The sequence below is a fragment of the Paraburkholderia sp. BR10937 genome, assembly GCF_040965695.1.
Taxonomy (GTDB): domain Bacteria; phylum Pseudomonadota; class Gammaproteobacteria; order Burkholderiales; family Burkholderiaceae; genus Paraburkholderia.
This window is the reverse complement of record NZ_JBFRCL010000010.1, coordinates 64989-89686: the sequence shown is the minus strand read 5'-3', so window position 1 is coordinate 89686 and position 24698 is coordinate 64989. Positions and strand designations below refer to the sequence as shown.

At 60.7% G+C, this 24698-nt stretch carries 21 protein-coding genes and 4 pseudogenes; 10 read left to right on the top strand and 15 right to left on the bottom strand.

Annotated elements, in window-relative coordinates:
• Positions 1 to 405: 405 nt before the first annotated feature.
• From AB4Y44_RS10910 to AB4Y44_RS10890, 5 genes are all read right to left on the bottom strand, one after another.
• Complete coding sequence (locus tag AB4Y44_RS10910) at positions 406 to 1362, bottom strand: AraC family transcriptional regulator (protein WP_342923971.1); 957 nt, start codon at positions 1360 to 1362, stop codon at positions 406 to 408.
• A gap of 116 nt (positions 1363 to 1478) precedes the next feature.
• Positions 1479 to 2189 carry an SDR family NAD(P)-dependent oxidoreductase gene (locus AB4Y44_RS10905; protein WP_368699508.1) on the bottom strand — a complete coding sequence of 237 codons (711 nt, stop codon included), beginning with the start codon at positions 2187 to 2189 and terminating at the stop codon, positions 1479 to 1481.
• A gap of 13 nt (positions 2190 to 2202) precedes the next feature.
• A complete protein-coding gene (locus tag AB4Y44_RS10900; protein WP_342923969.1) occupies positions 2203 to 2487 on the bottom strand; it encodes a DUF3331 domain-containing protein in 285 nt (94 codons plus the stop codon).
• Positions 2488 to 2502: 15 nt separating this feature from the next.
• The gene (locus AB4Y44_RS10895; protein ID WP_342923968.1) at positions 2503 to 3135 is read right to left on the bottom strand and encodes an NAD(P)H-dependent oxidoreductase; all 633 of its coding nucleotides are present in this window, start codon (positions 3133 to 3135) and stop codon (positions 2503 to 2505) included.
• A complete protein-coding gene (locus AB4Y44_RS10890; protein WP_368699507.1) occupies positions 3132 to 3389 on the bottom strand; it encodes a hypothetical protein in 258 nt (85 codons plus the stop codon). The genes AB4Y44_RS10895 and AB4Y44_RS10890 overlap by 4 nt, the downstream gene beginning before the upstream one ends.
• A gap of 133 nt (positions 3390 to 3522) precedes the next feature.
• Between AB4Y44_RS10890 and AB4Y44_RS10885 the strand changes: the two genes are divergently transcribed.
• On the top strand, positions 3523 to 4920 hold the full coding sequence (locus AB4Y44_RS10885) for a PLP-dependent aminotransferase family protein (protein ID WP_368699506.1): 1398 nt from the start codon (positions 3523 to 3525) through the stop codon (positions 4918 to 4920).
• A 571-nt stretch (positions 4921 to 5491) separates the two neighbouring features.
• Here the strand turns inward: AB4Y44_RS10885 and AB4Y44_RS10880 are convergent.
• Together AB4Y44_RS10880 and AB4Y44_RS10875 are read right to left on the bottom strand one after the other, a co-directional pair.
• Positions 5492 to 5953, bottom strand: coding sequence for a carboxymuconolactone decarboxylase family protein (locus AB4Y44_RS10880; protein WP_218108684.1), 462 nt, complete (start codon positions 5951 to 5953; stop codon positions 5492 to 5494).
• A 5-nt stretch (positions 5954 to 5958) separates the two neighbouring features.
• A complete protein-coding gene (locus AB4Y44_RS10875; protein WP_368699505.1) occupies positions 5959 to 6417 on the bottom strand; it encodes a cupin domain-containing protein in 459 nt (152 codons plus the stop codon).
• 60 nt (positions 6418 to 6477) lie between these two features.
• Here AB4Y44_RS10875 and AB4Y44_RS10870 point away from each other — a divergent pair, with 60 nt between their 5' ends.
• The 3 genes and pseudogenes from AB4Y44_RS10870 to AB4Y44_RS10860 form a co-directional block, all read left to right on the top strand.
• Positions 6478 to 7893, top strand: coding sequence for a PLP-dependent aminotransferase family protein (locus tag AB4Y44_RS10870; RefSeq protein ID WP_368699504.1), 1416 nt, complete (start codon positions 6478 to 6480; stop codon positions 7891 to 7893).
• A 126-nt stretch (positions 7894 to 8019) separates the two neighbouring features.
• Positions 8020 to 8751 (top strand): annotated as a pseudogene (locus AB4Y44_RS10865) (NAD-dependent epimerase/dehydratase family protein); the annotation flags it as partial.
• A gap of 237 nt (positions 8752 to 8988) precedes the next feature.
• Positions 8989 to 9766: pseudogene (locus AB4Y44_RS10860) on the top strand (ferritin-like domain-containing protein); the annotation flags it as partial.
• A 491-nt stretch (positions 9767 to 10257) separates the two neighbouring features.
• Here AB4Y44_RS10860 and AB4Y44_RS10855 read toward each other — a convergent pair.
• The 5 genes and pseudogenes from AB4Y44_RS10855 to phaP form a co-directional block, all read right to left on the bottom strand.
• A complete protein-coding gene (locus tag AB4Y44_RS10855) occupies positions 10258 to 11343 on the bottom strand; it encodes a hypothetical protein (RefSeq protein ID WP_368699503.1) in 1086 nt (361 codons plus the stop codon).
• 373 nt (positions 11344 to 11716) lie between these two features.
• Positions 11717 to 12896 (bottom strand): annotated as a pseudogene (locus tag AB4Y44_RS10850) (IS3 family transposase).
• 226 nt (positions 12897 to 13122) lie between these two features.
• Entirely contained in the window at positions 13123 to 14538 is a 1416-nt protein-coding gene (pntB, locus tag AB4Y44_RS10845; RefSeq protein ID WP_368699502.1) for a Re/Si-specific NAD(P)(+) transhydrogenase subunit beta, read from the bottom strand.
• Between the two features lie 13 nt (positions 14539 to 14551).
• Positions 14552 to 16144 carry a Re/Si-specific NAD(P)(+) transhydrogenase subunit alpha gene (locus AB4Y44_RS10840; RefSeq protein ID WP_342924361.1) on the bottom strand — a complete coding sequence of 531 codons (1593 nt, stop codon included), beginning with the start codon at positions 16142 to 16144 and terminating at the stop codon, positions 14552 to 14554.
• Positions 16145 to 16368: 224 nt separating this feature from the next.
• Positions 16369 to 16941: a TIGR01841 family phasin gene (gene phaP / locus AB4Y44_RS10835; protein WP_342924360.1), complete on the bottom strand. Its 573-nt coding sequence runs from the start codon at positions 16939 to 16941 to the stop codon at positions 16369 to 16371.
• A 152-nt stretch (positions 16942 to 17093) separates the two neighbouring features.
• Here phaP and AB4Y44_RS10830 point away from each other — a divergent pair, with 152 nt between their 5' ends.
• The 3 genes from AB4Y44_RS10830 to AB4Y44_RS10820 are packed head-to-tail and all read left to right on the top strand — an operon-like array spanning position 17094 to position 19325.
• Entirely contained in the window at positions 17094 to 17768 is a 675-nt protein-coding gene (locus tag AB4Y44_RS10830) for a LysR substrate-binding domain-containing protein (protein WP_342924359.1), read from the top strand.
• Positions 17761 to 18411 (top strand): lysophospholipid acyltransferase family protein, encoded by a 651-nt coding sequence (locus AB4Y44_RS10825; RefSeq protein WP_342924358.1) that lies wholly within the window; start codon positions 17761 to 17763, stop codon positions 18409 to 18411. Before AB4Y44_RS10830 ends, AB4Y44_RS10825 begins: the two co-directional genes overlap by 8 nt.
• Positions 18390 to 19325: a phosphatidate cytidylyltransferase gene (locus tag AB4Y44_RS10820; RefSeq protein ID WP_368699501.1), complete on the top strand. Its 936-nt coding sequence runs from the start codon at positions 18390 to 18392 to the stop codon at positions 19323 to 19325. Before AB4Y44_RS10825 ends, AB4Y44_RS10820 begins: the two co-directional genes overlap by 22 nt.
• Positions 19326 to 19345: 20 nt before the next feature.
• On the opposite strand, the gene AB4Y44_RS10815 is transcribed toward AB4Y44_RS10820, so the two are convergent.
• A complete protein-coding gene (locus AB4Y44_RS10815) occupies positions 19346 to 19792 on the bottom strand; it encodes a universal stress protein (protein WP_368699500.1) in 447 nt (148 codons plus the stop codon).
• A 39-nt stretch (positions 19793 to 19831) separates the two neighbouring features.
• Positions 19832 to 20179 (bottom strand): energy transducer TonB, encoded by a 348-nt coding sequence (locus AB4Y44_RS10810; RefSeq protein WP_368699499.1) that lies wholly within the window; start codon positions 20177 to 20179, stop codon positions 19832 to 19834.
• An 84-nt stretch (positions 20180 to 20263) separates the two neighbouring features.
• On the opposite strand from AB4Y44_RS10810, the pseudogene AB4Y44_RS10805 reads away from it, so the two are divergent.
• The 3 genes and pseudogenes from AB4Y44_RS10805 to AB4Y44_RS10795 form a co-directional block, all read left to right on the top strand.
• Positions 20264 to 21402 (top strand): annotated as a pseudogene (locus AB4Y44_RS10805) (IS3 family transposase); the annotation flags it as partial.
• A gap of 804 nt (positions 21403 to 22206) precedes the next feature.
• Positions 22207 to 22557 carry a hypothetical protein gene (locus AB4Y44_RS10800; RefSeq protein ID WP_368699498.1) on the top strand — a complete coding sequence of 117 codons (351 nt, stop codon included), beginning with the start codon at positions 22207 to 22209 and terminating at the stop codon, positions 22555 to 22557.
• Between the two features lie 26 nt (positions 22558 to 22583).
• Positions 22584 to 23570: an aldo/keto reductase gene (locus AB4Y44_RS10795; RefSeq protein WP_368699497.1), complete on the top strand. Its 987-nt coding sequence runs from the start codon at positions 22584 to 22586 to the stop codon at positions 23568 to 23570.
• On the opposite strand, the gene AB4Y44_RS10790 is transcribed toward AB4Y44_RS10795, so the two are convergent.
• A complete protein-coding gene (locus AB4Y44_RS10790) occupies positions 23567 to 24616 on the bottom strand; it encodes a methyltransferase (RefSeq protein WP_368699496.1) in 1050 nt (349 codons plus the stop codon). The genes AB4Y44_RS10795 and AB4Y44_RS10790 overlap by 4 nt on opposite strands.
• Between the last annotated feature and the right edge of the window lie 82 nt (positions 24617 to 24698).

Sequence of the window (24698 nt, the reverse complement as noted above, 5' to 3'; positions counted from 1 at the left end):
TTGGGTGGAGGGACCTGCTGGGTACAGAAGCGCCTCTTACGAGATCGCGCGGCAAAAAATCACTTTCGTGTGCAGATTGCGGATCACCGTCGCCGCTTTCACCGTGACGTCGCAGTCTCTACTGCGTGTTTGCCGTCAAGTGGTGAGGTGTCTCAACTGTAAGGCCCCACGAGGGCTATTTCGAGAGCGAAAATGCTCAATAAAGTGTCCAAAAGGATCAAACTCCACAAGGGCTCATCGGTTCGCTCGATCTTGCGACGCCGTAGCCTTCATCGCGCCGGCGCGATTGAAGTCCCTTGTCCAGATTGCATCGAAGGACGCACGGACGAAGAGCGGCCGCTCCGCGTCAACCTCGCCGGATCGTGTCCGATGCTGGTTAGAACCGGGAGCGACAAATTACGGGGTCTATCGCCCCTGACGTGCGAGACGACGCCATTCACCTGGTGTCATGCCCATCCTCTCTGTGAACAAACGCCGGAATGAAGATACAGATTGGTAGCCAACTGATTCGGCTACGGCCTCTGTGGTCATCGTCGGCTTCTTCAACTCGTTCGCAGCGTGGCTCATGCGGATGTCGGTTAGCAAATCAACCGCTGAGCATCCGAGCGTTTCCTGGAAATGCCGCATGAACGTGGCGCGGGACATATTGCACAAGGCGGCCAGCTCGGGCAGGTTCCAGCCGCGAGCGGGATCGGAGAACATCGCCGAAATCGCGGGGGCCAACCGTGGGTGGCCAGCCAGCGCCAACAAGCCTGTTGGGGCCTGCTCGGATTTACTTGCCTCGCGCAGCACGATGGTGAACAGCGCCGAACTGAGCGAATTAAGGACGGCGTAGCCGCCCACTTTTTCTCCCGTAGACTCATCACGCATGAGCCTCACAAAATTGGCGAGAGGATTCGAGAGGGACTCGACACCCGACTCATCGTCGGTACTAGTAGTCCGCACCACCAGATTTGTCGGAAGGTAATTGCGAATCAGTCGGTCATGCGGCGGTTCAATAAAAAAACGACCGCATAACATATCGAGATGCTCGCCAACGCCGTCATTCTCGCTAAAGGTCCACCCAGCGAGACCCTGACGCTCGCGAGTAGGTCCGGGCTGAATTCCACTCCCGTCGTGCAGGATGTGCGCCGAGCCGTGGGGTAACAAGACAATATCTCCAGCGACCAGTTCCTTTGCCATCCCCGTCTCGGGATCCTCGATGACTGCCTTGCCCCTGAGCACGACGTGGTACGGGATTTCTTGGGTTGCCGCTTGATCCCACTCGACCCGCCACGGTGCTCCATAGGCGCAGCGGACTTCAGGCCGGCCAGTGACGGTGATCAATTGCAGCAGGTGACTTAACCAGTCGACGTGAGACATAGAATTCCGTAAGGCCTCGGCATGGGGAAATCAGGTGACGGCAAAACTCACAATTTCAGCGCCCGAAAATCTCGACGAGAAGGGATGCTCATTCCTCGCCAACTGCAGGACCGAATCTATCGGCCAGCGCTCATCCCGCCGTCGACATGCAGTACCTCGCCCGTGACGAACGACGCTGAATCAAGAAAGACAATCGCGTCCGCGATATCGCCCACCTCGCCCATGAATCCGAGTGGAACCAACGCGGCGAGATCGTCATGGGCTTCTGGCTTGTGCTTAGTCGACCTGATCAAACCCGGAGCTACCGCGTTCACCCGAATTCCCTTGCTTGCATACTCAATGGCGAGCGACTTCGTTGCGGCGTTGAGACCGCCCTTTGTCAATGCCGCTAGTGACGAAGAAACTCCGCTGTACGCGATGTCGGCGACGCTCGCAGTGACGCTCACTACGTGGCCGCGAGAATGCTTCTGCATCTCCGCAATCGCCAGTTGCGTGATGTGAAAGAATCCCGCCATGTTCACATTCATCACCGCTGCGTAATCCGCCGCGCTATGTTCTGTGAAAGGCTTGCCGATATATATGCCGGCGTTGTTCACAAGCGTGTCGATCCGTCCAAATCGCGCGACCCCTTCGGCGATGACTTGCTGCGCCACAGCAGGATCACCAATGTCGCCAGCTATCGTCAGAACGTCTTTGTCGACAGAGGGTTGTATCGAGCGGGACGTCGCGACGACCGCGTAATCGAGCTTGCGGAACGCCTGAACGATGGCGGCGCCAATTCCCTGCGATGCTCCGGTTACCACCACGACCTTTCGCAATGCGCTCATGATCCAGTGCCCCCTAACATGATGGTTCTTCAGAAAAACAACCTACTGCGGAAGCCAGAATCACCGTATGGCGGTTGACTGGTTTATGCGTTCGACTCACACGAGGGCGAAATATCGGGTCGCCACGGTGTATGGCCTTACCGGACAGCGCACAGACCGCTTCCGCTGGTGCCGATCCAATAGTCCAGATCTGGCTCTCGTAACGTCCCATGCAGGGATCACTCCAGCGGACACTAATCGTCGTCGACGACAGTTTCTCCACAACGGAGACTTGCGAAGGCGTCGGCAGATTTGGCATGAGATATCCGCACGCTCAAACGTGGCTGCACGCGAGAGTGGTCAAAAGCGGCTCAATCGTGGCTATCAGAGAAGCCCGAAGTTGCGCGGATTGATCCTCATCGAGAAATGCAGTTGCCTGCAGCGGCAAATAGTGGATGGTGGTGAAGCCAATGCAAGCCAGTACGGCAGAAAGATAAGGTGTGAGGAAATCCGGCTGGTTGGCGCGTTCGCCAGTAAACACGCCGCCGGAGGCAATGCCGACGAATACCGGACGGTCCCGAAGCATTCCAACCTTGCCAGCGGGCGTCGACTGCATCGTGCGTCCGACTCGGATAAGCTGATCGATCCACGCTTTCAGGACGGACGGAACCGTCAGGTTATTCATCGGAGTACCGATGACGATCACATCGGAATCCTCGACCTCCTGAATGAGTTCCTCCGCGAAAAGTACAGCGCCAGCGGTCCTTCCTGCAGCAGCCAACGTCGCAGGCGTCGAGAGTATGTCGGCGTAGGCGGCTCCGAGATGAGGTATCGGCTCCAGCCCAAGGTCCCGGCGGCGAACCTCCACGCCCGGCAAGAGCGTTTGAATCTTTTCGACGATTCCCGCCGAGAGTTTTCGGCTATGCGATCCCAGTCTAGGGCTGCAGTCGATGTGCAGAATATTCATACAATTTTCTCCAGCAGATTTTGCAGCAGCTTTGGTCGCGCGGTTGCTTGACCAGCAGACGAAATCGGGCGCGTGAAACATCGGGCACCGAGATCGAAGTGCGTCTTAAATGCCTGGTTAACGAAGGCTTTGTGCAGGCTGTTTCCATTTGTGCAACACTCTGCGCCCTTGCGGCTCCAGCACGGCATGAAAATGCCCCGCATTTGCAGCTCGCTCGCAGCTTCGACCGAATACGGAGAGAAAATCGGGTGCATGCTGCAAGAGCCACATTCCGTATTGACTTCGCGTTTGTAGCACTGTTGGTAGGGCAGATTCTGTACTATTCACGGTGCATAAAACAGTACCAAGATTGTGATTTTCGTGTGTACCAAGACTATGGCTTCAGACTTGCAGATACAGCTCGACCGGACAGCAAAACGGCCCCTCACAGAGCAGATTTTTGAGAGCATCAGCAGAGCAATAGAGTCTGGGCTGCTCGAATCCGGTACACGGCTGCCATCATGGAAAGACCTTGCGTCGCAGCTCGGGGTCGCGCGCGGGACCGTTAAGGCTGCCTATGAGCTTTTGAATGATTCACAGATGATAGAAACGTTTGGAGCTGGGGGAACGCGGGTCGCTCCGCGGCTTCGCGTCGCCACTGCTCAACGAAAGGCGGCGCGGCTCAGTTCGTTTATGAAATCATATGAGGAGATGAAGGCCGGGCCAGCGATTTTCCAACTCGGTATTCCCGCGTTTGAAGGACTGCCGGAAAAGCTTTTTTCGCGGGCTCGCTCCTCCAATCTGCTAAAAACAGCGGGCCTGTCGTCGCTGCTCTATCCTGATCCGAGAGGCGAATTCGACCTTCGCAGAGAGATCGCAGGCAATCTCTCCATCGCGCGAAACTTCCACTGTCATCCGGAGCAGGTTTTCGTGACGTCCGGATACAGCGCTGGCTTAGGCTTGACACTTCGGGTGCCAGGTTTGGAAGGCCAGAAGGTCTGGATGGAGGAGCCCGGGTTCATGCTCACCCGTAAGGGGCTGGAACTGGCTCGCTTGAATATCGTGCCGATCCCGGTGGACGCAGACGGTATCAACGTCGACTACGGCATCAAGACAGCGCCGGACGCCGCGTTAGCGGTCTTAACTCCTGGTCAGCAAGCGCCTCTAGGCTCGACCTTGTCGTTGAGACGGCGCCTTCAACTGCTTGACTGGGCGGCTTCAAACGATGCGTGGGTCATTGAAGATGACTACCTTGGAGAACTACAGTTGGAAGGCAGGCCGGCGCCCGCCATGGCATCTCTTGGCGAAGGCAAGCACGTCATCCACATCGGCTCCTTCAGCAAGACTGTTAGCCCTGCTCTGCGGCTTGGCTTCATTGTTGTCCCGTCCGACCTCGTCAATGCATTCGCGGAGGTGGCCGCGACACTCGCTCCCGCGCCGTCACCGGTCATTCAAGTCGCCACTGCGGAGTTTATGCGGGAGGGCCACTACATCCGACGTGTGCGCCGGCTCAAGCGTCTTTATTCCTCGCAGCGCGATGCTCTGACAGCGGAGTTGTGTAGCCGAGACGCGCAATGGGTAAATGCGGGCCTCGCCGTGCTTCTTCGCCTCCCAGAGGGCGCCCCCGATGTGCGAATCGTCCGCGAGGCAATGACTGCGGGCATCGCGCCATCACCCTTGTCCGCGTGGTTCGCAAATCCATCGTGGACGGTGCCAGGCCTTTTGCTCGGGGTTGCGACCGCGCCCGAACAACACCTTGCCAAATCGTGCCAACGATTGTTCGAGATCATTGAAGGGTACTGCTGACCAAATGGGTCACCCGGCGTTGCCTGATTAGCATAAGTGCAGTTTCGTCGAAAAGCGCAGCTATACGGCTGCTAACTGTTAGCAACGGGGAGGCGCTTTTCCGGCAAGATCGCCGTAGCCATGCCACCGTGGGTGGCCATTCTCGAACGTACTTCAGGCGCTAACTGATCTTACCCACGAACCGCGGACACCTTGAGTTGCTACGGTCTATCGTTTTGCACGAGGCGACAGACCGATCGATATGCTCGCCGAGCGCGAATCCAGACCTTAACCAATCCCGGAGCCTCAGGGCCCGGTTGTACGGCTTCTTCACGGGGTTTTCGCTCAGATGGGGAGTCGTCGGCAATTCGCGTCAGCACGGCCATGCACCGCGATCGCCACCAAGTACCCAAGTCAATCGCGGAAATGATGAAGAGCTGGGACGTCGACGATGGGACGGTGGGCATGCTGACCCATGCGGCGCTGCTGCTAATGGCACGCTAAGGCCGGCCGCAGCAACGAGTTTAGGAAAAGCGCGCCGGACAGGCGCGTTCTTTTGACCGCTTCCGCTCGATTCCACGAGGCGACCGCTTCAGCGTTCCGCAGCCACGGCGGAGTCGGGGGGCCGGCGGAAGCTGATGGCAAGCCGGTTGTAGGCATTCATCAGGCTGATGGCCATCGTAAGGTCCGCTAGCTCCTTCTCGCTGAACGTCGTCGCGGCAAGCTGGAAGTCCTCGTCGGGTACATGGGTGTCGGCCACGCGGGTGACCGACTCCGCCCACGCCAGAGCGGCGCGCTCGCGATCGCTGAACAACGCACCCGCTTCATGCCAGGCTTGCACAAGCGCCAGTTTCGCGGGCGTGACGCCCTTCTTGATCAGGTCGCGGGTATGCATGTCGAGGCAAAAGGCGCACCCGTTGATCTGGCTGACGCGCAGATAGACCAGTTCGACGAGGACGTCTTCCAGGCCCGACTGCCTGACATAGCCATATACCCCCCCAAATGCCTTCACGCCGCCCGGCGATGCCTTGGCGTAGTCCAATCTCATTTTCAAGCTCCTTACTGGTCGTTGGTTGTCAGTGCTGTGTCGTTCGAATCGACGACAAATACGGCCAGCAGTTTTGCCGGCTTGGTCTTGCTCGCATTGCGGCTGACCGGGTGGCGCGAGCCGGGCTCCTCGAAGAACGCCTCCCCGGCCTTGTAGACGCGTTCCGGCTCGTCGTTCACCTTGCTGGCGACGCTGCCTGAGACCACGTACGCATAGATGAACGCCGACTTCGCGTGGGTGTGAGGCAACGAAGCGCCCCCGGGCGGGTAAGTGACTTCCACGGCGATCACCGATTTGCCCGGAATGTTTGGAATTGCGTGCGAGAAGTTCGGCTTGACGATATCGCCAGCGCCATGGTCAGCGGCGCCATGCGCCGCGGCAACCCCGGACATGGCCAGGCTGCCAGCGGCAACAACAGAAAGTAAGGTTCGTGAAATTATCATGATCAGCTCCTTGGTGGCTAGAATCATGCATCGGCTATGGTCCACGAAAAAGAACCAAGAACGCGAAAACTTGATGCACCACCCACCATGACAAATATTCTGAATCTGAAGCTCGACCGCGGTTCCAAGACAGCACTTGCGGAACAGATACGCCTGGCGATTACTGGCGTCATCGAGAGTGGTGTACTGGCCCCGGGCGCCAGGCTGCCGTCGTGGGTGGATCTTGCCGCGCAGCTTGGTGTGGCGCGCGGCACCGTCAAGACCGCCTATGAGCGGCTGACCGATGCGCAGTTGATTGTCTCGTCGCGCGCGGGCGGGACCAGGGTCTCCGAGCACATACCCACCGTGAGCCCCATCGCGGAACGGGCGCGATCGATAGAGACGGATTTGCAGTCGGCGCTATACCAGCACTTCCTGCCCGGCCCTGCAGTGTTCCAGATGGGCGTGCCGGCATCGGACTGTTTTCCAAACACGTTGTTTGCACGTCTGCGCGCCCGGGCGGCACGCGATGAAGTTGAAGCGCCCGCATCCTACCCGGACCCGCGCGGCGAACATGAATTCCGCCGGGAAATCGCCGCGCATTTGGCCTTGTCACGCGGCATTGAGTGCCAGCCCTCGCAGATCTACATCACGGCAGGATTCTCGGGGGCGCTCGGTATCGCGCTACTCGTGCTTCAGGCCCAAGGCCGCAAGGCATGGGTCGAGAATCCCGGATATTTGCTGAGTCGCAAGGCCCTGGAAATTGGCCAGATCACGACGGTTCCGATTCCCGTCGACGAAGAAGGCATTGACGTCGGCTTCGGCGAAACGCATGCACCGGATGCCGCGTTGGCGCTGGTCACCGCGGGGCAACAGGCGCCGTTGGGTCCGACCTTGTCGCTCGCGCGCCGGCGGCAACTACTGGAGTGGGCGGCCCGGGCGCAGGCATGGATTATCGAAGACGACTATCTGGGCGAGCTGCAGCTGAAACGCCGCGCGGCGCCAGCGCTGGCGTCGCAGGATCGAGCGGGGCGTGTCATTCACATCGGGACGTTCAGCAAGACCATCAGCCCGACGCTGCGACTGGGATTTGTGGTGGTGCCCCCCGCCCTGGTACCCCGCTTCGATGAAGCGGCAGCGTGCCTGTCTTCCGCACCGGGGCCGGCAGTACAGATGGCAATGGCCGAGTTCATGCGTGACGGGCATTATATGCGGCACTTGCGTCGCATGAAACGCATCTACGCGGGCCGCGGCCAGGCACTGATGACCGCGCTCGAGTCCAGGGGATTTGACGCCTATCCGGCTGGTCTGGCAGTGGTGGTTCGGCTCGCCGATGGCGCCGACGACAAGCGGATCGCACGGGAGTCCTATGCCTACGGGATCGCGCCCGCGCCGCTATCGATCTGGTACTGCTCCGAGTCCACGCAGCGCTCGGGGCTGCTGCTTGGCGTTGCGCCGGCGATCGAACAACAGATTCCAGCGGCCTGCGATCGCTTGCATCAGCTGATCCGCAAGTTGAGCTGATGCGAAAGCGCCGGCAGGTCGTTGGCCAGCTGGTACGCCATTTCTTCCGATCTTTGGTACTTTTTTAACGACCAGTGAACGGACACGATGCCGTTCACTGGCTGGCGCGTCACGTTGCACTGAGCCATATCGTTAAGTCACCGCTGCACTGCGTCGCCACGCAGTCTTAGGAGGAATCGTGAAGATTTTCGTTGCAGGCGCACCGGCGCCGTTGGACTGCCGCTGGTGCGGGTGCTCTGCGCGCAGGGTCGTGAGGTAACGGGGATGACTCGCGCCGGCGCGGATGCCGACAGGCTTCGCGAGCTTGGCGCCCGCGTGACCCTGGCGGACGCCTTTCATGCGGAGTCCGTGAAGGATGCCATCGCGACGGCGTCGCCCGATGTGGTCATCGACCAACTCACGTGGCTTCCGGCGAATCCTGCCGACATCGTCAAGTCCATGCCCAACGATACGCGCCTGCATCGCGAAGGCGGCGCCAATCTGCTGTCCGCTGCCAAGGCGCTGGGCGTCAAACGCTATGTCTTGCAATCACGTGGCTTCTACCTCGAAGCCCCGCAGGGCTCGCTGGCCGACGAGACAGCCGCGCTCCGCTACGACGCGCCTGGCGAGATTGGTGATAGTGCGCAGGTCATTGGTGCCTACGAAAATCGCGTCACGGGCTCGATCGCGCTGGAAGGCGTGGTCCCGCGCTACGGCTTCTTCTACGGTCCCGGTACCTGGTACAGGCCCGACGGCGTCATTGCGGAGCAGGCGCGAAAAGGCGAGATGGCGATCATCGGCGACGGCAACGCCGTCTGGTCGCTCGTCCACCTCGACGATGCCGTGGCGGCAACAGTAGCGTCACTGATGGCCGAAGCCGGCGTATACAACGTGGTCGATGACGATCCGCTTCCGGTCGCCACGTGGATGCCTGCATTCGCTCGCTGGGTCGATGCGCCCGCCCCCGCCCGCGTAAGCGTCGCAGTTGCCCGCGAGGCCGCTGGCGAAGAAGCGGTGTACTACCACACCCAGCTGAGTGGTGCCTCGAATCGCGCAGCGAAGGAGAAACTCGGTTTCGCGCCGCGGCCGTTGCTCTGGAAGGATGCCTGTGAACCGATGCTCCACCCCGAACTGTCCAAATCGTTGGAGGCGGTCCGCTGGCATATGGACAAGGACATCCCCTGGAAACCTTCGACGCCAGCCTGCTCACTGACGACCAGGCGAAGACCATCCGCATGAATGCCATCACCGAATGGTCGGCCCCCCCGCCACGGAGATGTTCCTACTCGACAACCGCAATTTCGGCGTTCATGAGCATCTGGCTTCGAGGAACAGAAGCACTCGCTGGTGCTGATGGAGTACCTGCGCTGTTTCCGCCCGGACCTGGTGCCGACCGAGGAAGAACTGCACGCCGTGCGCTTCGAGTTCGACCCGGCCCCGCCGCTGGAAACGCTGATGCTGCATTTCTGCGACGAGATCCGCCTGAACCACTGGTATCGCCGTGGGGCCGAATGGCACTCGGAACCGGTGATCAAGCACAACTACCACACGCTGTCGCAGAGCGAAGCACGCCACTGCGGCGCCTACCGGCGCTACATGAAGAAGTACACGGGCCAGTTCGGCGACACGGCGCGCGCCGCATTCGCCAAGATCGGCGTGCTGATGGCCTCGGCCCGCCGCACGGAAAAGCCGCTGCGCCCGACCAACCTGCACGTGAACAAGGCATTGTTCCCGAACGACACCGTGCAGTCCCGCCTGCCCGATCCGGACTGGCTCGAGCACTGGCTCGACGAGCAGATCCGCTTCGACGAGATCTGGGAAAAGAAGGAACAACATGTCGCTGCTGTTCGAGCGCACGTTCGACACCGTGCAGGACCTGAACCGCTACCGCAAGGTGCTAAGGATAAGCAACCAGGATTGCGAACTGAGGCAGCGAACCGGTTGGAATGTGAAGACCGTGTTAACGCACTCAGGGATCGAGCGGCTGCTCTGCGGCAGCTTCGGCCATCGGGCCTTGATAAAGCCGACGGCTCAGAAGGGTCGATATGACCCATTCGCTCTCACCCGAAGGCAACATGCGTTTCGCAGGCAGTACATCGGGCCGGCCGCCTGCCCCCTCCGCTGTAGCGCTCAGGATATCGTCGGCGCCTAGAAATGTTCTCCTGCCGAATCCTGACAAAACAGGAGGAGTATCTCTGCCCGGCGCCGCTGGGGGCAGGCAAACAATTGGCGCAATACCGCGCGGTCCGCGACACCCTGTTTTCCGAGGAAGTTCGATCAGCCGCCGGGCAAGTCGCGCAGACGCCGGGGACACACGCACGGGCGACGTATTCGCCGCAGAAATGCTTGCGGCGACCACGTCATACGGGAATCGACGCGTGGCTCTTACTGCTGGTCATCTGTCGGCACAAAGACCATGCCGTGCGGACTGCCCAGATTGGTGACCAGCGGCAGAAGTGCCCCGCTACGCAAATCAAGTTGACCAACGTAAGCCGGTACCGCCGGCGTGCTACTCGTAGCGGCCACACCAGTTGATGCGGAGAACGCCGCGTCGCGCTGCCAGACATTGGCGCTTATCTTGTACACCACGTTAGCCTTCGTATCGGACACCAGCAGGTAGCCGCGTCGCGCCGTGGCGAATACCGTGTCGTCAACCTGCACGTTGCCAAGAAGTGGCAGAAATTGCACGCGCGGTTCACCGCCCGATGCGTTCAAGAGGACTAGCTGGCCATCTCCCTGATCGTCGAGCAGTACATCGCCCGCAGGCGTTAGCGTCATTGAATCCGGATCGGTCAGGTTGAGGGTCGACACCGTACCAAATGGAATGTTGCTGGCGTCAAGCGAGCCTCTCAGTACCGGCGTGACGTCGATCGTGTAACTGTTTGCGTCGAGGTGCACAACGCGGACTATCGCGGGTCCCATGTTCTTGCCGCTAGCATTAAGGGTGGGATTGGACGCACTGAAATACGCCTGGCCGTCCTTGAACACGATGTCGTCATAGCCGCCTCCGTGCAGCGTCCTGGCGAAGGAATACGGCTTGGATGCCTGGCCTGTCGCCGGATTGATAATGACGAGGTTCGGATTCGCATCCTCGTTCTGCATCGCCCAGATCTCGCGCGTGTACGGATTGACCTTCAGGCCATCATTGTGTCCCGTGACTTGATACGTCTTCAAGACACTGCCGTCCTGTGCGTATTCGACAATCAAGCTCATCGCACCATTCGAGCCATCCGGTGCACCGTTGTTTGCGTAGCCGACCCAAACGTGGCCATCAAGCACTGCCAGTGAGTCCGGTGCGCTCATGAGGCCGCCGGAGCCAGTTGCGAACACAGCCAGGCTAAAACCCGGCGTGACCACCGGCTTCGCCGAGGTCTGCGCGGACGCACCGGACGCAAAAGACAGCACGACGAGTGCAAGCGTGCTGCAATGAATAATGCGGCGGGCGGCAGCAAAAGGTCGAATGTAGTGCATGTTCTGCTCCTGAGAGACGTTCATCTTCGGATTGGTTGGGGACGGCAGACCGCCCCCAGGACGTGCGGCTGTAATGCCTTGTAACCACGCAGGAGACATGGAAGCAGGCGATCGTGACCAAGAGGTGTCACAAAGGAGCTAAAAAAATAGAAAAAAAATCCGTTACCGATCCGTAAGTCTCACTCTCCAATTAATGCAAGGTCCATTACGATTTCCGCATACGTACGCCGTCGATCGCTCGAAGCGACCTTTGTGCCTGGCTCGCAGAATTCATTGCGACCGGCCAGCAACAATAAATTTCGGCATGACGGTCGCGAGCCTATGCGCCCGTTCTTGAGGTTCCCTCGGTTTTTCGCCTTCCAGAGGCCCGTGGTTATGCAGCCGCATCCTTGGTCTGCTGAGCTTTGAGCCAGTCTTTCAGGAACTGATCCGGCGATACGAAGTCGAGCGACGAATGACGACGTCTGCGGTTATAAAACACTCGATGTATTCGAACAAGTCCGCCATCGCTTCCTGATGGGTACGGTATCGCGTAGCATGCACCCGTTCGTTCTTCAGACTGTTGAAGAAGTTCTCCGTCGGCGCATTGTCCCAACAATTGCCCTTGCGGCTCATCGAGCAACGCATGCCGTATTGCACCAGCTTGCGCTGGAAGGCATCGCTTGCGTATTGGCTACCCCTGTCCGAATGATGCAGCGCGCCGGGCTCGGGCCGGCGTCGGAACCACGCCATCGTCAGCGCGTCCGTCACGATGTCAGCCGTCATGCGCGGCTTGATCGACCGGCCGACGACCTCCCGGTTGAACAGGTCCAGCACGATCGCAAGATACAGCCAGCCTTCATCGGTCCAGATGTACGTGATGTCCGACGTAAAGACCTGATTCGGCGCCGTCGGCGTGAAGTTGCGCGCCAGCAGATTCTCAGCGACCGGCATCTTATGCTTCGAGTCCGTCGTGACGCGGTAGCGGCGCTTGTGACGGGCCCGGATGCCATTGCCGCGCATGAGCCGCTCAACCCGCTCCTTGCTGGCCGGAAAGCCGCGTGCGCGAATCTCCTCGGTCATCCGCGGGGAGCCATAGGCGCCTTTGACCTCGGCATGGATAGACCGGATCAGGGCGAGCAACTGTGCATCTGTGAGGCGCTTGCGCCCGGGCGTGCCGTCGCGCTTCCACGCCCGATAGCCATTCAGGCTGACCGACAGGACCCCGCACAGCGCCGACAGCGGATAGTGACGGCGATGCGAATCAATCCAGGCGTACTTCACAGGAGGTCCTTCGCGAAGAACGCCGCCGCTTTTTTTGCGATTTCAAGTTCCATCTGCAGGCGCTTGTTCTCGGCCCGCAAGCGTGACAGTTCCATCTGCTCCAGCGTGACAACCTTTGTCCCCGGGCCGTTGAGCGTGCCTGCCTCATCGGCCTTGACCCAGTTGCGCAATGACTGGTGTGAAATCCCCAGCTCTCGAGCGACGTCCCGCGCGCTTTGCCCGTCTTTCACTCGCTGCACCGCGAGCGCCCTGAACTCCGCGGTGTATGCCTGCTTCGGTATTTTGAACATCGATTCTTTCCTTCCTTCGGGTCGAGTTTACACACGACCTGCTGGAAGGCGAAATTTCGAGGGAAGCTCAGAGCGCCGGCACCCCATCCCTCTTCCCGTTTGACCGTTAGAACACACACTTTCGATAGGCACGTGCCTTGGCAGATGTATTGTCGACGCCCGGCTGAGCGCCATGATCTTCTCCGATGCGCTTCGTTATTCCTCGGCGAGTCCCGCTTCGCCGCGTTCAGGCCTTCAACACCCCGAAGATCTCACTCAGCATCGCCTTTGCATCACCGAACAACATGCGGTTGTTGTCCTTGTAGAAGAGCGGGTTGTCGACGCCCGCATAGCCCGAGGCCATGCTGCGTTTCATCACGATCGAGGTCTTCGCCTTCCAGACCTCCAGCACCGGCATGCCTGCGATCGGGCTCGCCGGGTCCTCCTGCGCCGCCGGATTCACGATATCGTTCGCGCCGATCACCATCGAAACATCCGCCTCGGGGAAATCCGTGTTGATCTCGTCCATCTCGAGCACGATGTCGTAGGGCACCTTCGCTTCGGCCAGCAGCACGTTCATGTGCCCCGGCATGCGGCCCGCCACCGGGTGGATTGCAAACCGCACGTCGACGCCCTTTTCGCGCAGCAGCTTCGTGAGTTCGAAGACCGTGTGCTGGGCCTGCGCCACCGCCATGCCATAGCCCGGCACGATGATCACGCGCTTCGCGTCGCGCAGCAGTTCGGCGGTTTCGGCGGCGCTCACTGCCACCGCTTCGCCGGCCGGCTGCGCGCTCGCGCCGCTCGCTGTTGCGGGCACGCCCGCGCCACTGCCAAATCCGCCCGCGATCACGCTGATGAAGTTGCGGTTCATCGCGCGGCACATGATGTACGAGAGGATCGCACCCGACGAGCCCACCAGCGCGCCGATCACGATCAGCAGGTCGTTGCCGAGCATGAAGCCGGTGGCCGCCGCTGCCCAGCCCGAATAGCTGTTGAGCATCGACACCACCACGGGCATGTCGGCGCCACCGATCGCCATCACCATGTGCACGCCGAACAGCAGCGAGATCACCGTCATCACGACTAGCGGCATCATGCCGTCCTGAATCGTCTCTGCATGCAGGAACGCGCGACCGTAGTAGATCACGATCAGCAGCGCGGCCAGGTTCAGCCAGTGCCGTGCGGGCAGCAGCAGCGGTTTGCCGCCGATCTTGCCCGACAGCTTGCCGAACGCAATGACCGAGCCTGCGAAAGTCACCGCTCCGATCAGGATGCCTACGTAAATCTCGACTTCGTGGATGGCCTTCTCTGCGCCAGTGAATTGCACCGACGTATCGATGTAGCTGGCAAAGCCTACCAGGCAGGCCGCGAGACCAACCAGGCTGTGCATCAGCGCGACGAGTTCGGGCATCTGCGTCATCTGCACCTTCTTCGCGGCGAACAGGCCGACCGCGCCGCCGACGACCAGCGCAGCGACGACATACGGAATGCCTTCGGCCGACACGCGCGGACCGAGCACGGTTGCCAGCACGGCGATGAGCATGCCGATCATGCCAAGCAGGTTGCCGCGGCGCGCGGTCTCGGGATTGGCGAGCCCGCCAAGGCTCAGGATGAAGAGAATCGCCGCGCCGATATAGGAGACGGTAGTGAGGTTCGAAGTCATTGTTGTCGTCCCCTTATTTGCGGAACATCGCCAGCATGCGGCGCGTCACCGCGAAGCCGCCGAACATGTTGACGGCCGTAAGTGCCAACGCGCCCACGGCCAGGCCAAGAATCAGCCCGGATGGCCGGTCACCCGCAGCGGACTCGCCTAGCGGCGGCGCAACCTGCACCAGCGCGCCGATGGCGATGATCGACGAGATCGCATTGGTCACGCTCATCAGCGGCGTGTGCAGCGACGGCGTGACGTTCCAGATCACCATGTAGCCGACGAAGCAGGCCAGCACGAACACCGTGAAGTGCGAGAGGAACGTGGCTGGCGCAAACAGCCCCACCATCAGAAAGGCCAGCGCACCAATGCCAAACGCGATGGCCAGCGACTTCGCTGACATCGGTTCGCTGCTGCCGTGGCCCTTCTTCGGCGCGGCCGCCGCCGCAGCAGCCGCGGGCTGGGGTTTGGGTGCGACGGCCGGCTGCTTGATCGGTGGCGGCGGCCAGGTAATGTTGCCCTCCTTGATGACCGTGAGGCCGCGGATGGCGTCGTCATCGAAATCGACGTTGATCGTGCCGTCCCTGGTCTTGCACAGTTCCTCGACCACGCGCAGCAGGTTGTTGCCATACAACGTGGATGATTGCCTCGCCAGACGCGAGGCGAGATCCGTGTAACCGACGATGGTCACGCCGTGACGCACCACCGCCTCGCCGGGCACAGTGAGTTCACAGTTGCCGCCCTGCTCGGCCGCCATGTCCACGATCACGCTGCCCGGCCTCATCGACTGCACCATTTCAGCCGTGATGAGCTTCGGAGCCGGCTTACCTGGAATGAGCGCCGTGGTGATGATGATGTCCGCGTCCCTCGCCTGCTGCGCGTACATCGCGCGCTGTGCCTGCTGGAAGCCCTCGCTCATGACCTTCGCATAGCCGCCACCGCCCGAGCCTTCCTCCTCGTAGTCGACCTTGACGAATTCGCCCCCCAGCGACTTCACCTGGTCGGCCACCTCGGCGCGCGTGTCGTTGGCGCGCACGATCGCGCCGAGACTGGCCGCGGTGCCGATCGCAGCCAGGCCGGCCACGCCCGCGCCAGCAATGAAGACCTTGGCCGGCGGGACCTTGCCGGCGGCGGTGACCTGGCCGTTCAGGAAGCGGCCGAACGCATGGGCTGCCTCGATCACCGCGCGGTAGCCGCTGATGCCGGCCATCGAGGTGAGCGCGTCCATCTTCTGCGCGCGTGACAGCGTGCGCGGCAGCGAATCGATCGCCAGCACGGTGGCGCGCTTCGCGGCGAGTTGCTGCATCAGTTCGGGATTCTGGGCCGGCCACACAAAGCCGATCAGCGTGGCGCCCTCGCGCATCAGCGCCACTTCCTCGCTGCTCGGCGGACGTACCTTGAAAACGACGTCACTGCGGGCCCAGAGTTCGACAGCCGTTGCCACGACCTCTGCACCCGCAGCACGGTAATCACCATCGCCAAAGTTCGCACCTGCGCCGGCGCCGCTTTGCACGGCTACCGCGACCCCCAGCTTGATCAGTTTCTCGACCACCTCGGGCACGGTCGCGACGCGCCGCTCTCCGGTGGCTGTCTCCAGAGGAATGCCAATCAGTAATGTCATATTGTCAATCGATGGTAGTGGCCGTCGCAACGAAATCGGGCCTGCGCTTCAGCCTTTATCGCAGTAAGGAGCGCGGCACGAACAATTTCGATATATAAAGTACTACTTATATTTAGAGGTCTCCGATCGCACCACGAATGCAAGCGTTTCAGCGCACGGGCTACCGCCTACTTCAACGTCTTCACTGAGCTTTCAGTCACTCACTTTCAGAGCCGTCGAAAACTCTACTGTTTTGCATCCGATTCCACAGGCACAACTGCCTGGCGCGTCCGTTTGGCAGTTGACGCAGCATCGAGATTGCTTTCAGCAGTCTCCACGGCTTGCCTGGCGGTTTTCACAGCAGTTTCATACGCCGAATTGGCTGTCTCGGTTGCGCTCGTGATGAATGTCTTCCAGGCCGCCAGTACGGACTCACTTCCCGCCGGCGCATTCTTCGTGAGATCGTCGATGAAAGACTGCGCATCGCTCTGGAACTGCTTGCCCTGTGCTTCTGCGAGCGCAGCAAAATCGGCTTGGGTGCTAGAGACGATTTCGAAGACGTGGTGCCAGTATGACTGCACTCTTTCAACGGCAGGCTGCGCCAGAATCGAGTGTTGTGAAAACGTTTCCTGAGGCTCTATGGCAGAAAGTGCCTTGACGGCGAATTCCTGATTTTCAGCGAGGGTCGATTTGACCGCCTGCACATTCAGTTCGGCCAGCTTTTCAATGCCTTCAAATGCCTTGTTCAGGAAAACAAACGATGTTTCGACGCCGGCTTTCTGCGCGGCGACAAGTTGCTCCGTCGTCAGAGTGCTCATCCAGGGCTCCATGAAAGGTGGTAGTGTCCGACTGTCCACACGAGACGCTCACGGACAATAAGACACAGAACACAGTCGGTGGTGCGATGCAGCAATCCCCATTCTAAGGTCGAGTTGAAGTCTGTCAATCGTTTGTTCGTGGCAGCCGCTTCATGTATCGCAAGCGAATCGGCAAACACATTGTCAGCTTTGGTGTTCAGGCGCTTACCAGGTATAAACCCGCACAAGAAATGCGCTATCGTCGCAAAGGCGAAAATTCGTATAACAACTGTTTGCAATGCAGCAAATGGCGCGTCGCGATCCGTCTTTCCGCACGCCCCGGAGGAAACCGCATGGCTATCCGTGCCGCGGCGCAGGAGGCGATGTGTGCGCCCGTGTTGCCGAGTCGCCACGGGGGGAATCGCGGTCGAGTTCTTCAAACAATCAGGATGACGTATGACGAATGTGACCACTCAAGGTCACATTGCTTCGTTCGCTCCCGCGCTTTCCTCCGCGCCGCCACGCCAGAAAGAAACCGGTTCCGATTCCATCCCTTTCAGTGCAAGCTGGCGTACGTCAGTTTCCGCAGCGTAGCGGCCGGCCAGTCGACGTGGTTGACCATTGCGTCTCAATCTGGTCCCAAACAGATCGTCTCCGGCTTGCAGGGCCATTTACGCGTCGGGTTCGTCGAGAACGCGGTATTGAGCGGCATTGTCTCGCATGCCTTGCGCGAATTCGAACAGGCGGTCCCGCACGTGACACTCGAACTTCAGCCAATGAACACGCCGGAGCAACTCGAATCGATTGTCGCGGGACGGCTCCACGGTGGTTTTTACTACCATGCGTAACCTTCTGCAATCCCTCCTGCTCGGCATCGTGCGCATCGTCGTGGGCGCGCACGGGCGCTACGCCACAACGCCGCCCAATGCGCAGCAGACGATCTACTTCGCCAACCACGCGAGCCACGTCGACACGCTAGCCATTCTGGCGGCACTACCGTCAGACCTCAGGGAGAACGTGAGGCCCGCGGCCGCCAGGGACTATTGGGACGCGACGCCCGCCCGCCGCTTCATCGCCACGCACGTCCTGCGCGTGGTGTTCGTCGAGCGCAAGCACGAGAGCGGCAGCGATTCGCTCGAACTCGTGAAGGACGCGCTCGCAGCCGGCTTCTCGATCATCCTCTTCCCCGAAGGGACGCGCAGTCTGACCGGCGAGATCGGCCCATTCAAAACAGGCCTCTACTGGCTCTCCGCGCAGTTCCCTGACGTCGCACTCGTGCCCGTGCATCTGTCCAACCTCGCGCGCGCGATGCCTAAAGGCAAGCTGCTACCCGTCCCAATCGCCTGTCAGGTTTCGTTTGGCAACGAGATCGTCCGCGCGGACGCGGACAACAGCGATGACAAGGACGCATTCCTCGAGCGAGCGCGCGACGCTGTGGTCAACCTGCAAAACTCCGCAGAAGGAACGCCATGCCACACGTCTTCTGGATGACGCTCATTGGCGTGCTCGGCCTGCTCTGTATCTCAACGGCGACAGGCGCGGTCCTGCGCGCACGCATGGGCGCGGGCAACCCACTCGTTCGCAACCTGAACGAGCGCACCGCCACCTGGCGGCTGATGATTGCCGTGGTAACGGTCGCACTTTCGCTCGGCACGGGCGCGACGCTCGTGCTCTTTTTCTTGTGCTCGTTCCTCGCGTTGCGCGAATTTATGACCCTCACGCCGACCAAGCCGGCTGACTACTGGCCGCTCGTGCTGACCTACTATGTTGTACTGCCCGCGCAGTACGTGATCCTCGCGTTCAATTGGTGGGCGCTCGCCGCAATCTTTATCCCCGTATACGTATTCGGCGGACTGGCCTCGGCCGCCGCATTCTCTCAGGACACCGAAGATTTTCTCGAGCGCAATGCCACAATCAATTGGGCCGTGATGGTGTGTATCTACTCTCTCAGCCACGCGCCCGCCTTGCTTTTGCTCAAATTCCCGGGCCACTTCAGCAATAATGGGCCCCTTCTGTTTTTCCTTCTTCTCGTGGTCCAGTCGAGCGACGTCTTCCAGTACGTCTGCGGCAGGCTCTGGGGAAAACACAAACTCGCACCGCTTGTGAGCGCCTCCAGAACATGGGAGGGACTCCTCGGAGGCGGCGCGCTTGCGATCGGTCTTGGCACCTTGCTACACGGCCTTACGCCCTTCAATGTGTGGCAGGCAGCGGGGATGTCTGCCGTGACGGTCGTGGCGGGCTTTTTCGGCGGCTTTGTGCTTTCGGCAGTGAAACGCTCACTGGGAGCGAAAGACTGGGGGCATCTCGTCGCTGGTCACGGCGGGATGCTTGACCGCGTCGACTCAATCTGTTTCGCAGCGCCGATCTTTTTCCATCTCACGCGTTTTTTCTTCGCTCAGTCCTGACGCAGCGTGATCGTTGAGTATCATCGATGCTCCTTTGCGGTATCTAGCCGGTCGCGCACGATCGTAACGGAGCACGGTGCATACGCGATTACTTGCCTCGCGATGGAACCCAGCAGCCAGCGATCAAAGGCAGTATGTCCGCGATGTCCTACAACTACGTGGTCAATGTTATGTCGCTCGGCATACAGCACGAGTTCCTTGGCCGGATGCCCAACAACCATCTCATATTGGACAGTGACTCCGGACAACCCAAGCTTTCCCTTGAGCCCGGTGATCAGGTCCTGACAATGGCGTTTTTCGATCTCGAGCAACTCAGGCCGCTCATAGGCCAGCTTACCCCAGTCGGGTGGACGAGCAACCGCAAGAATGTGCAGCCGCGCCCCTTCCTTTTCCGCGAGATTTTTTGCGAAGCGGACTGCCCCCTCTGCGGAAACCGAGCCATCGTAACCCGCGAGAATGTCGTGCATGATTGCCTCCATATGTGCCAGACCACCTGTACACATCCGTCATCCCTTCGGTCGAAACGTCATGACAAAGCGCGTCGGCGTGCTGCCGTTGACATCCGCTGGCATAGGGAACGAATTCTCGACTGCGGTCACCACGGCGCGATCCCACCGCGGATTCCCGCTCGGACGTTGGACCGTGACACTGAGCAGCGCGCCGCTGGGCGTGCACGTGACAGCGATTACCGCAGACGGATCGCCCTCGATATCGAACGGCGCGAGAACGTTGGCGCGCACCCGACGTGCCACCTTCTCGGCGTACCCCGCTGACACGGCCCGCCCGCTATCCATCAAAGGCCTGCCGGCGATGTCCTGCAGCGCGGCGAGACGTGCTGCCCGCTCTTGCTCCATCGGACGATTTCTTTGCTGCGCAACGGCCACTTGAAGTTGACCCGCAAAAACGGACACCTATGCTTTTGATCTGGAGGTGTCGAAATGGGCAGGCATCGTACCCCATACCCTGTGGAATTCCGGGCCCACATGGTCGAGCTGGTTAAGTCCGGCAGAACGCCTGAGGAACTGGCGCGCGAGTTCGAGCCGACCGAACAGACGATCAACAACTGGGTCGCGCAGGCCGATCGCGATGCGGGTGTGCGTCACGACGGGCTGACCACGGCCGAGCGGCAGGAACTCACACGGTTGCGTCGTGAGAACCGGCAACTGAAGATGGAGCGGGACATTCTCTCGCAGGCCGCGGCCTGGTTCGCGAGGGAGACGGGAGCCGTTGCGCCGAAGGGCGGTACGGATTCATGAGAGCGAACCGGGCCAGGTGGCCCATTGCCACAATGGCACGGCTACTCAGGGTCTCCACGAGTGGCTACTACGCATGGCTGGCGCGTGAGCCGTCGAAACGCTCGTGCAGCGATGCTCAACTGCTCGAGCGTATCCGCACGCTCCATTCGAGTTCGCGCGGCACGTATGGTGCGCCACGTATCCATGCGCAGCTCGCACGTGAAGGCGTGCACGTTGGACGCAAGCGGATCGCACGCCTGATGCGCATGGCCGGCCTGCATGGTGCGAGCCGGCGGCGCTGGCCACACACCACGCGGCAACGCGCGGGGGCACGGCGCGCTCCGGATCTGGTGCGTCGGCACTTCTGTGCGGAGGCGACAAACATGCTGTGGGTAGCGGACGCCACCTACATCCCGACTGGCGAGGGGTTTCTGTATCTGGCCGTAGTTCTCGACGTGTTCAGTCGCCGAATTGTGGGCTGGGCGATGTCAAGCCATCTGTACACCGAACTGATGCTGCGCGCACTCGATATGGCGTTGCTGCAGCGACGCCACGAGGGCGTAATTCTACATTCGGACCAGGGATGTCAATACACCTCCATTGCCTTCGGACGGCGCTGCCGCGAAGCCGGCGTGCAACCGTCGATGGGGACGGCCGGAGACGCGTACGACAACGCCATGTGCGAATCGTTCTTCGGCACGCTTGAAGCGGAGCTGCTCTCGCGAGAGCACTTTGCGACCCATGAACAGGCGAGGCAGTGCATCTTCTGGTTCCTCGAGGGTTGGTACAACGTACGCCGCCTGCACAGCAGCATTGGCTATCGTTCGCCGCTTGAATTCGAAAACCTCAACGTTAAAAGGCAGACCGTATCGCCTTGCGGGTTGCCCACCGGCGGGCAGCGTCATGGTCGTGAGAGGCGACCCGCCGCCCGCCCGTGGACAACCCGCGACTCAACACTCAACGGAGGTTAGATCGCATCAAATCGCTGGCTGCAAATCCATCCGTCGAACCGGGTCAGCCTCAACTCCCCTCGGCAGAGACGCCCGCGCTACCACGCCGGCGCGTACGGTCCTCGAGTCGAGTCTATGCAGTCGCTGTGGCTTGACCGCGTCGCTGCGGTGCCGCGCAAACGGCGTCTGGTCGTTCGCGGTAACGAGCGGGGCAGGCGCTGCCAACGCCCCGGATGGCCACTCCCGGTTGGGCGTGCGCGGGACCTGGACCGCCGGCGGCAAAGGCGCAATGAACCCTGTGAAGACAGAGTCCGAGCCGGTCGATGCATTCTGCGGGCCACGCGTGCCGACGAATACCAGTGACAACAGCACGACGTGCAGGGTCACCGCCAATGCAAACGCGCGCCCCTTGCCGCGCTCGCGCGGCGGTCGAAGCTGCAGGCTGGATCTGGTGCTCATGGCGGATCAACGCCGGCCCGCCTCCCCTCTCAGGAGGCTTGGCGATCCGGTGCCCAGGTTGCTGCCTCTTCCAGTGTAGTCCGGTTACAGCCGCAAATCCCGGCCGGTGATCGCGTGTACCGGCGCAGCGGGCAGTCCGCGCGGGCGAGCCACTTGTGATTCAAAGTTAAAGATACTTTGAATATTGACCCCTCTTTATCCGGTCTTATTCTCGATAAATAACGAACAAACACCCCATTGTTCTGGGGCGAGCTGGCTGACGCCTGCAAGGGTTGCCGAAGCTCCGCGAAGAAACGCTCCTGCGAAGCACGGCCGATCATCGTGCTCGAGTGGGCCGCCGATCAGGATCCGACCTTCCGCCGCGTGTTTTGTCGCGAGTTCCTGCCCGAACTGAAACGGATGGGGCGCACCGTGATTGCGATCTCGCACGACGACCGATTCTTCGACACCGCGGATCGCATCGTGCGCGCGAGCGACGGGCGAATCGTCGCTACCTCTACAGAAACCCCATTTCCTTTTGCATCGAAGAATCGTGCAAGGAATCAAGAGTATCGTGCTAACACGTCTCCGACGCGCGTGCCATTCTAGGTAGCTAGCCATCACAGGAGGGCAATATGCTGAACGCGCGCAAGCTTGGACGTGAAGGACTCGTCGTTTCGGAGATCGGGCTGGGGTGCATGGGGATGTCCTATGCGTACGGCACACCCGATGACGCCGAGTCGATCGCCACCATCCATCGGGCGATCGAACTGGGTTGCACGTTCCTCGATACCGCAGAGATCTATGGTCCTTTCGCCAACGAGGAACTGCTCGGACGCGCGCTGAAAGGGCGTCGTCACGCGGTGACGATCGCGACGAAATTCGGCTTCAAGATCGACAACGGGGTACGCGGCCTCGACAGCCGCCCCGAGCACATCAAGGCGGTGATCGACGCGTCGCTGGCCCGGTTGCAGACCGATCACATCGATCTGCTCTACCAGCATCGCGTGGATCCCGCCGTGCCGATCGAGGATGTGGCGGGCGCGGTCAAGGACGCGATCGCCGCGGGCAAGGTGCGCTATTTCGGCTTGTCGGAAGCGAGCGTCGATACCATCCGGCGCGCCCATGCCGTGCAACCCGTCTCGGCCATGCAAAGCGAGTATTCGCTATTTGAGCGCGGCGTCGAAGACAAGGTGCTGCCGGCCCTGCGCGAGCTGGGTATCGGCTTTGTGCCCTACAGTCCGCTTGGCCGGGGCTTCCTGACCGGCAATGCCAGGCGGGCGGAGGACCTTCCCGCCGACGACTGGCGAGCGGCCAACGATCCGCGCATACAGGGCAGCAACTTCGATACGAACGTCAAGCTCGCGGATTTCATCAAGGCCCTTGCCGACGAGAAGTCCGTGACACCGGGCCAGCTCGCGCTCGCGTGGCTGCTCGTGCAAGGTGACGATCTGGTGGCGATCCCCGGCACCAAGCGGCGCAAGTACCTCGAAGAGAACGTGAACGCAGCGTCAGTTCGTCTGACGCCTGAGGAACTGGATCGCATCCGGAGTTTCCTTGCCGGACACCAGACCGCAGGCACACGTTACCTGCCGCCCATGCTGTCACATCTCGACCGCTAGCGGACGCCAATCACCATCGCGTTCTGCCCGCCCAGCGGTTCGACTCTGATCTCCCGAAAGCCCGCCTCGGCCATCCATTCGCGGCACTGCCTGGCGGTATAGTCGAAACCGCCGGGCGTCTCGATCAGCATGTTCAGACTCATCAGCAAGCCGAACGCATTGTGCCTGCGCTCGTCGTCGATCATCGCGTCATAGACGATCAGACATCCACCAGCGGGCAACGCCCGATAACTCCTCGCGAGCAATTCGCGCTTCTGTTCGAGATTCCAGTCGTGAAGAATGTGTCCCATCACGAGGACGTCGGCTGAAGGCAACGCGTCCTTGAAGAAGTCGCCCGGATGAAAGTGAATTCGATCCTGTAGCGCGTTCGCCGCGATGTAGTCGTCGAACACCGGAGCGACCGCGGGCAGATCGAACCCAATTCCTGAAAGATGCTCGTGCGTACGCGTAATCTCCGCCACGAGGGCACCCTGCGCGGTGCCGACGTCGACGACCGAGCGATAGTTCTGCCAGGGAAATTTTTGCGCAATCTCCTTTGCCAGATCCAGGCTGACACCCGTCATTGCGCCCAGAAACTCACGGAGCACGCGTTCGTCACGATAGATTGCCTCGAACGCATTGCCGCCCTGCTTTGCTTCGTTCTGCGGCAGACCCGTGCGCAACGCTTCGGTCAGCGAGCCCCAGAACGGGTATAGGCGGTTGTTAGCCATGAGCAGCAATCCGGCGATACTGCCCGGTTTTGCTCTGTCCAGAAATGCACCGGCGTCAGCGGTATTCCGGTACATGCCGTCGTCTCGATCCAGGACCCCTAGCGCGACCAGCGCGTCGAGAAAATCCTGTGCCGATCTCGGATGCAACTGCATTTGCTCCATCAGTTGTGGTGCTGTGCGCGGCCCTCTGCCCAGAACGGTGAACAGGTCGAGTTCGACTGCGGATAGCAGCGTCTTCGAGGCCCAGAAACCCATGGCCAGCTGCAGCAGCTTTTGCGGAGAAGCGGCAGTTGCATTCCCGGTTTCAGACGTCAAGGTGCCCGATTGCGTTTCCATTGTCTTGCCTCCGTTCTCAGATGACCAAGGGTCTCGATGGCTTTGCTTCGCTGCGCGAATCTTCTTTGCGTCAACAGAACAC

What these genes read in the sequence shown, in the direction of transcription:
- AB4Y44_RS10825 (WP_342924358.1), top strand. Translation starts at nt 17,761, where the DNA reads ATGCGTAACCTTCTGCAATCCCTCCTGCTCGGCATCGTGCGCATCGTC.
- AB4Y44_RS10790 (WP_368699496.1), bottom strand. Translation starts at nt 24,616, where the DNA reads ATGGAAACGCAATCGGGCACCTTGACGTCTGAAACCGGGAATGCAACT.
- AB4Y44_RS10875 (WP_368699505.1), bottom strand. Translation starts at nt 6,417, where the DNA reads ATGATTCTAGCCACCAAGGAGCTGATCATGATAATTTCACGAACCTTA.
- AB4Y44_RS10900 (WP_342923969.1), bottom strand. Translation starts at nt 2,487, where the DNA reads ATGCCAAATCTGCCGACGCCTTCGCAAGTCTCCGTTGTGGAGAAACTG.
- AB4Y44_RS10870 (WP_368699504.1), top strand. Translation starts at nt 6,478, where the DNA reads ATGACAAATATTCTGAATCTGAAGCTCGACCGCGGTTCCAAGACAGCA.
- AB4Y44_RS10910 (WP_342923971.1), bottom strand. Translation starts at nt 1,362, where the DNA reads ATGTCTCACGTCGACTGGTTAAGTCACCTGCTGCAATTGATCACCGTC.
- AB4Y44_RS10840 (WP_342924361.1), bottom strand. Translation starts at nt 16,144, where the DNA reads ATGACATTACTGATTGGCATTCCTCTGGAGACAGCCACCGGAGAGCGG.
- pntB (WP_368699502.1), bottom strand. Translation starts at nt 14,538, where the DNA reads ATGACTTCGAACCTCACTACCGTCTCCTATATCGGCGCGGCGATTCTC.
- phaP (WP_342924360.1), bottom strand. Translation starts at nt 16,941, where the DNA reads ATGAGCACTCTGACGACGGAGCAACTTGTCGCCGCGCAGAAAGCCGGC.
- AB4Y44_RS10890 (WP_368699507.1), bottom strand. Translation starts at nt 3,389, where the DNA reads ATGCACCCGATTTTCTCTCCGTATTCGGTCGAAGCTGCGAGCGAGCTG.
- AB4Y44_RS10855 (WP_368699503.1), bottom strand. Translation starts at nt 11,343, where the DNA reads ATGCACTACATTCGACCTTTTGCTGCCGCCCGCCGCATTATTCATTGC.
- AB4Y44_RS10815 (WP_368699500.1), bottom strand. Translation starts at nt 19,792, where the DNA reads ATGCACGACATTCTCGCGGGTTACGATGGCTCGGTTTCCGCAGAGGGG.
- AB4Y44_RS10905 (WP_368699508.1), bottom strand. Translation starts at nt 2,189, where the DNA reads ATGAGCGCATTGCGAAAGGTCGTGGTGGTAACCGGAGCATCGCAGGGA.
- AB4Y44_RS10810 (WP_368699499.1), bottom strand. Translation starts at nt 20,179, where the DNA reads ATGGAGCAAGAGCGGGCAGCACGTCTCGCCGCGCTGCAGGACATCGCC.
- AB4Y44_RS10895 (WP_342923968.1), bottom strand. Translation starts at nt 3,135, where the DNA reads ATGAATATTCTGCACATCGACTGCAGCCCTAGACTGGGATCGCATAGC.
- AB4Y44_RS10830 (WP_342924359.1), top strand. Translation starts at nt 17,094, where the DNA reads ATGTATCGCAAGCGAATCGGCAAACACATTGTCAGCTTTGGTGTTCAG.
- AB4Y44_RS10795 (WP_368699497.1), top strand. Translation starts at nt 22,584, where the DNA reads ATGCTGAACGCGCGCAAGCTTGGACGTGAAGGACTCGTCGTTTCGGAG.
- AB4Y44_RS10820 (WP_368699501.1), top strand. Translation starts at nt 18,390, where the DNA reads ATGCCACACGTCTTCTGGATGACGCTCATTGGCGTGCTCGGCCTGCTC.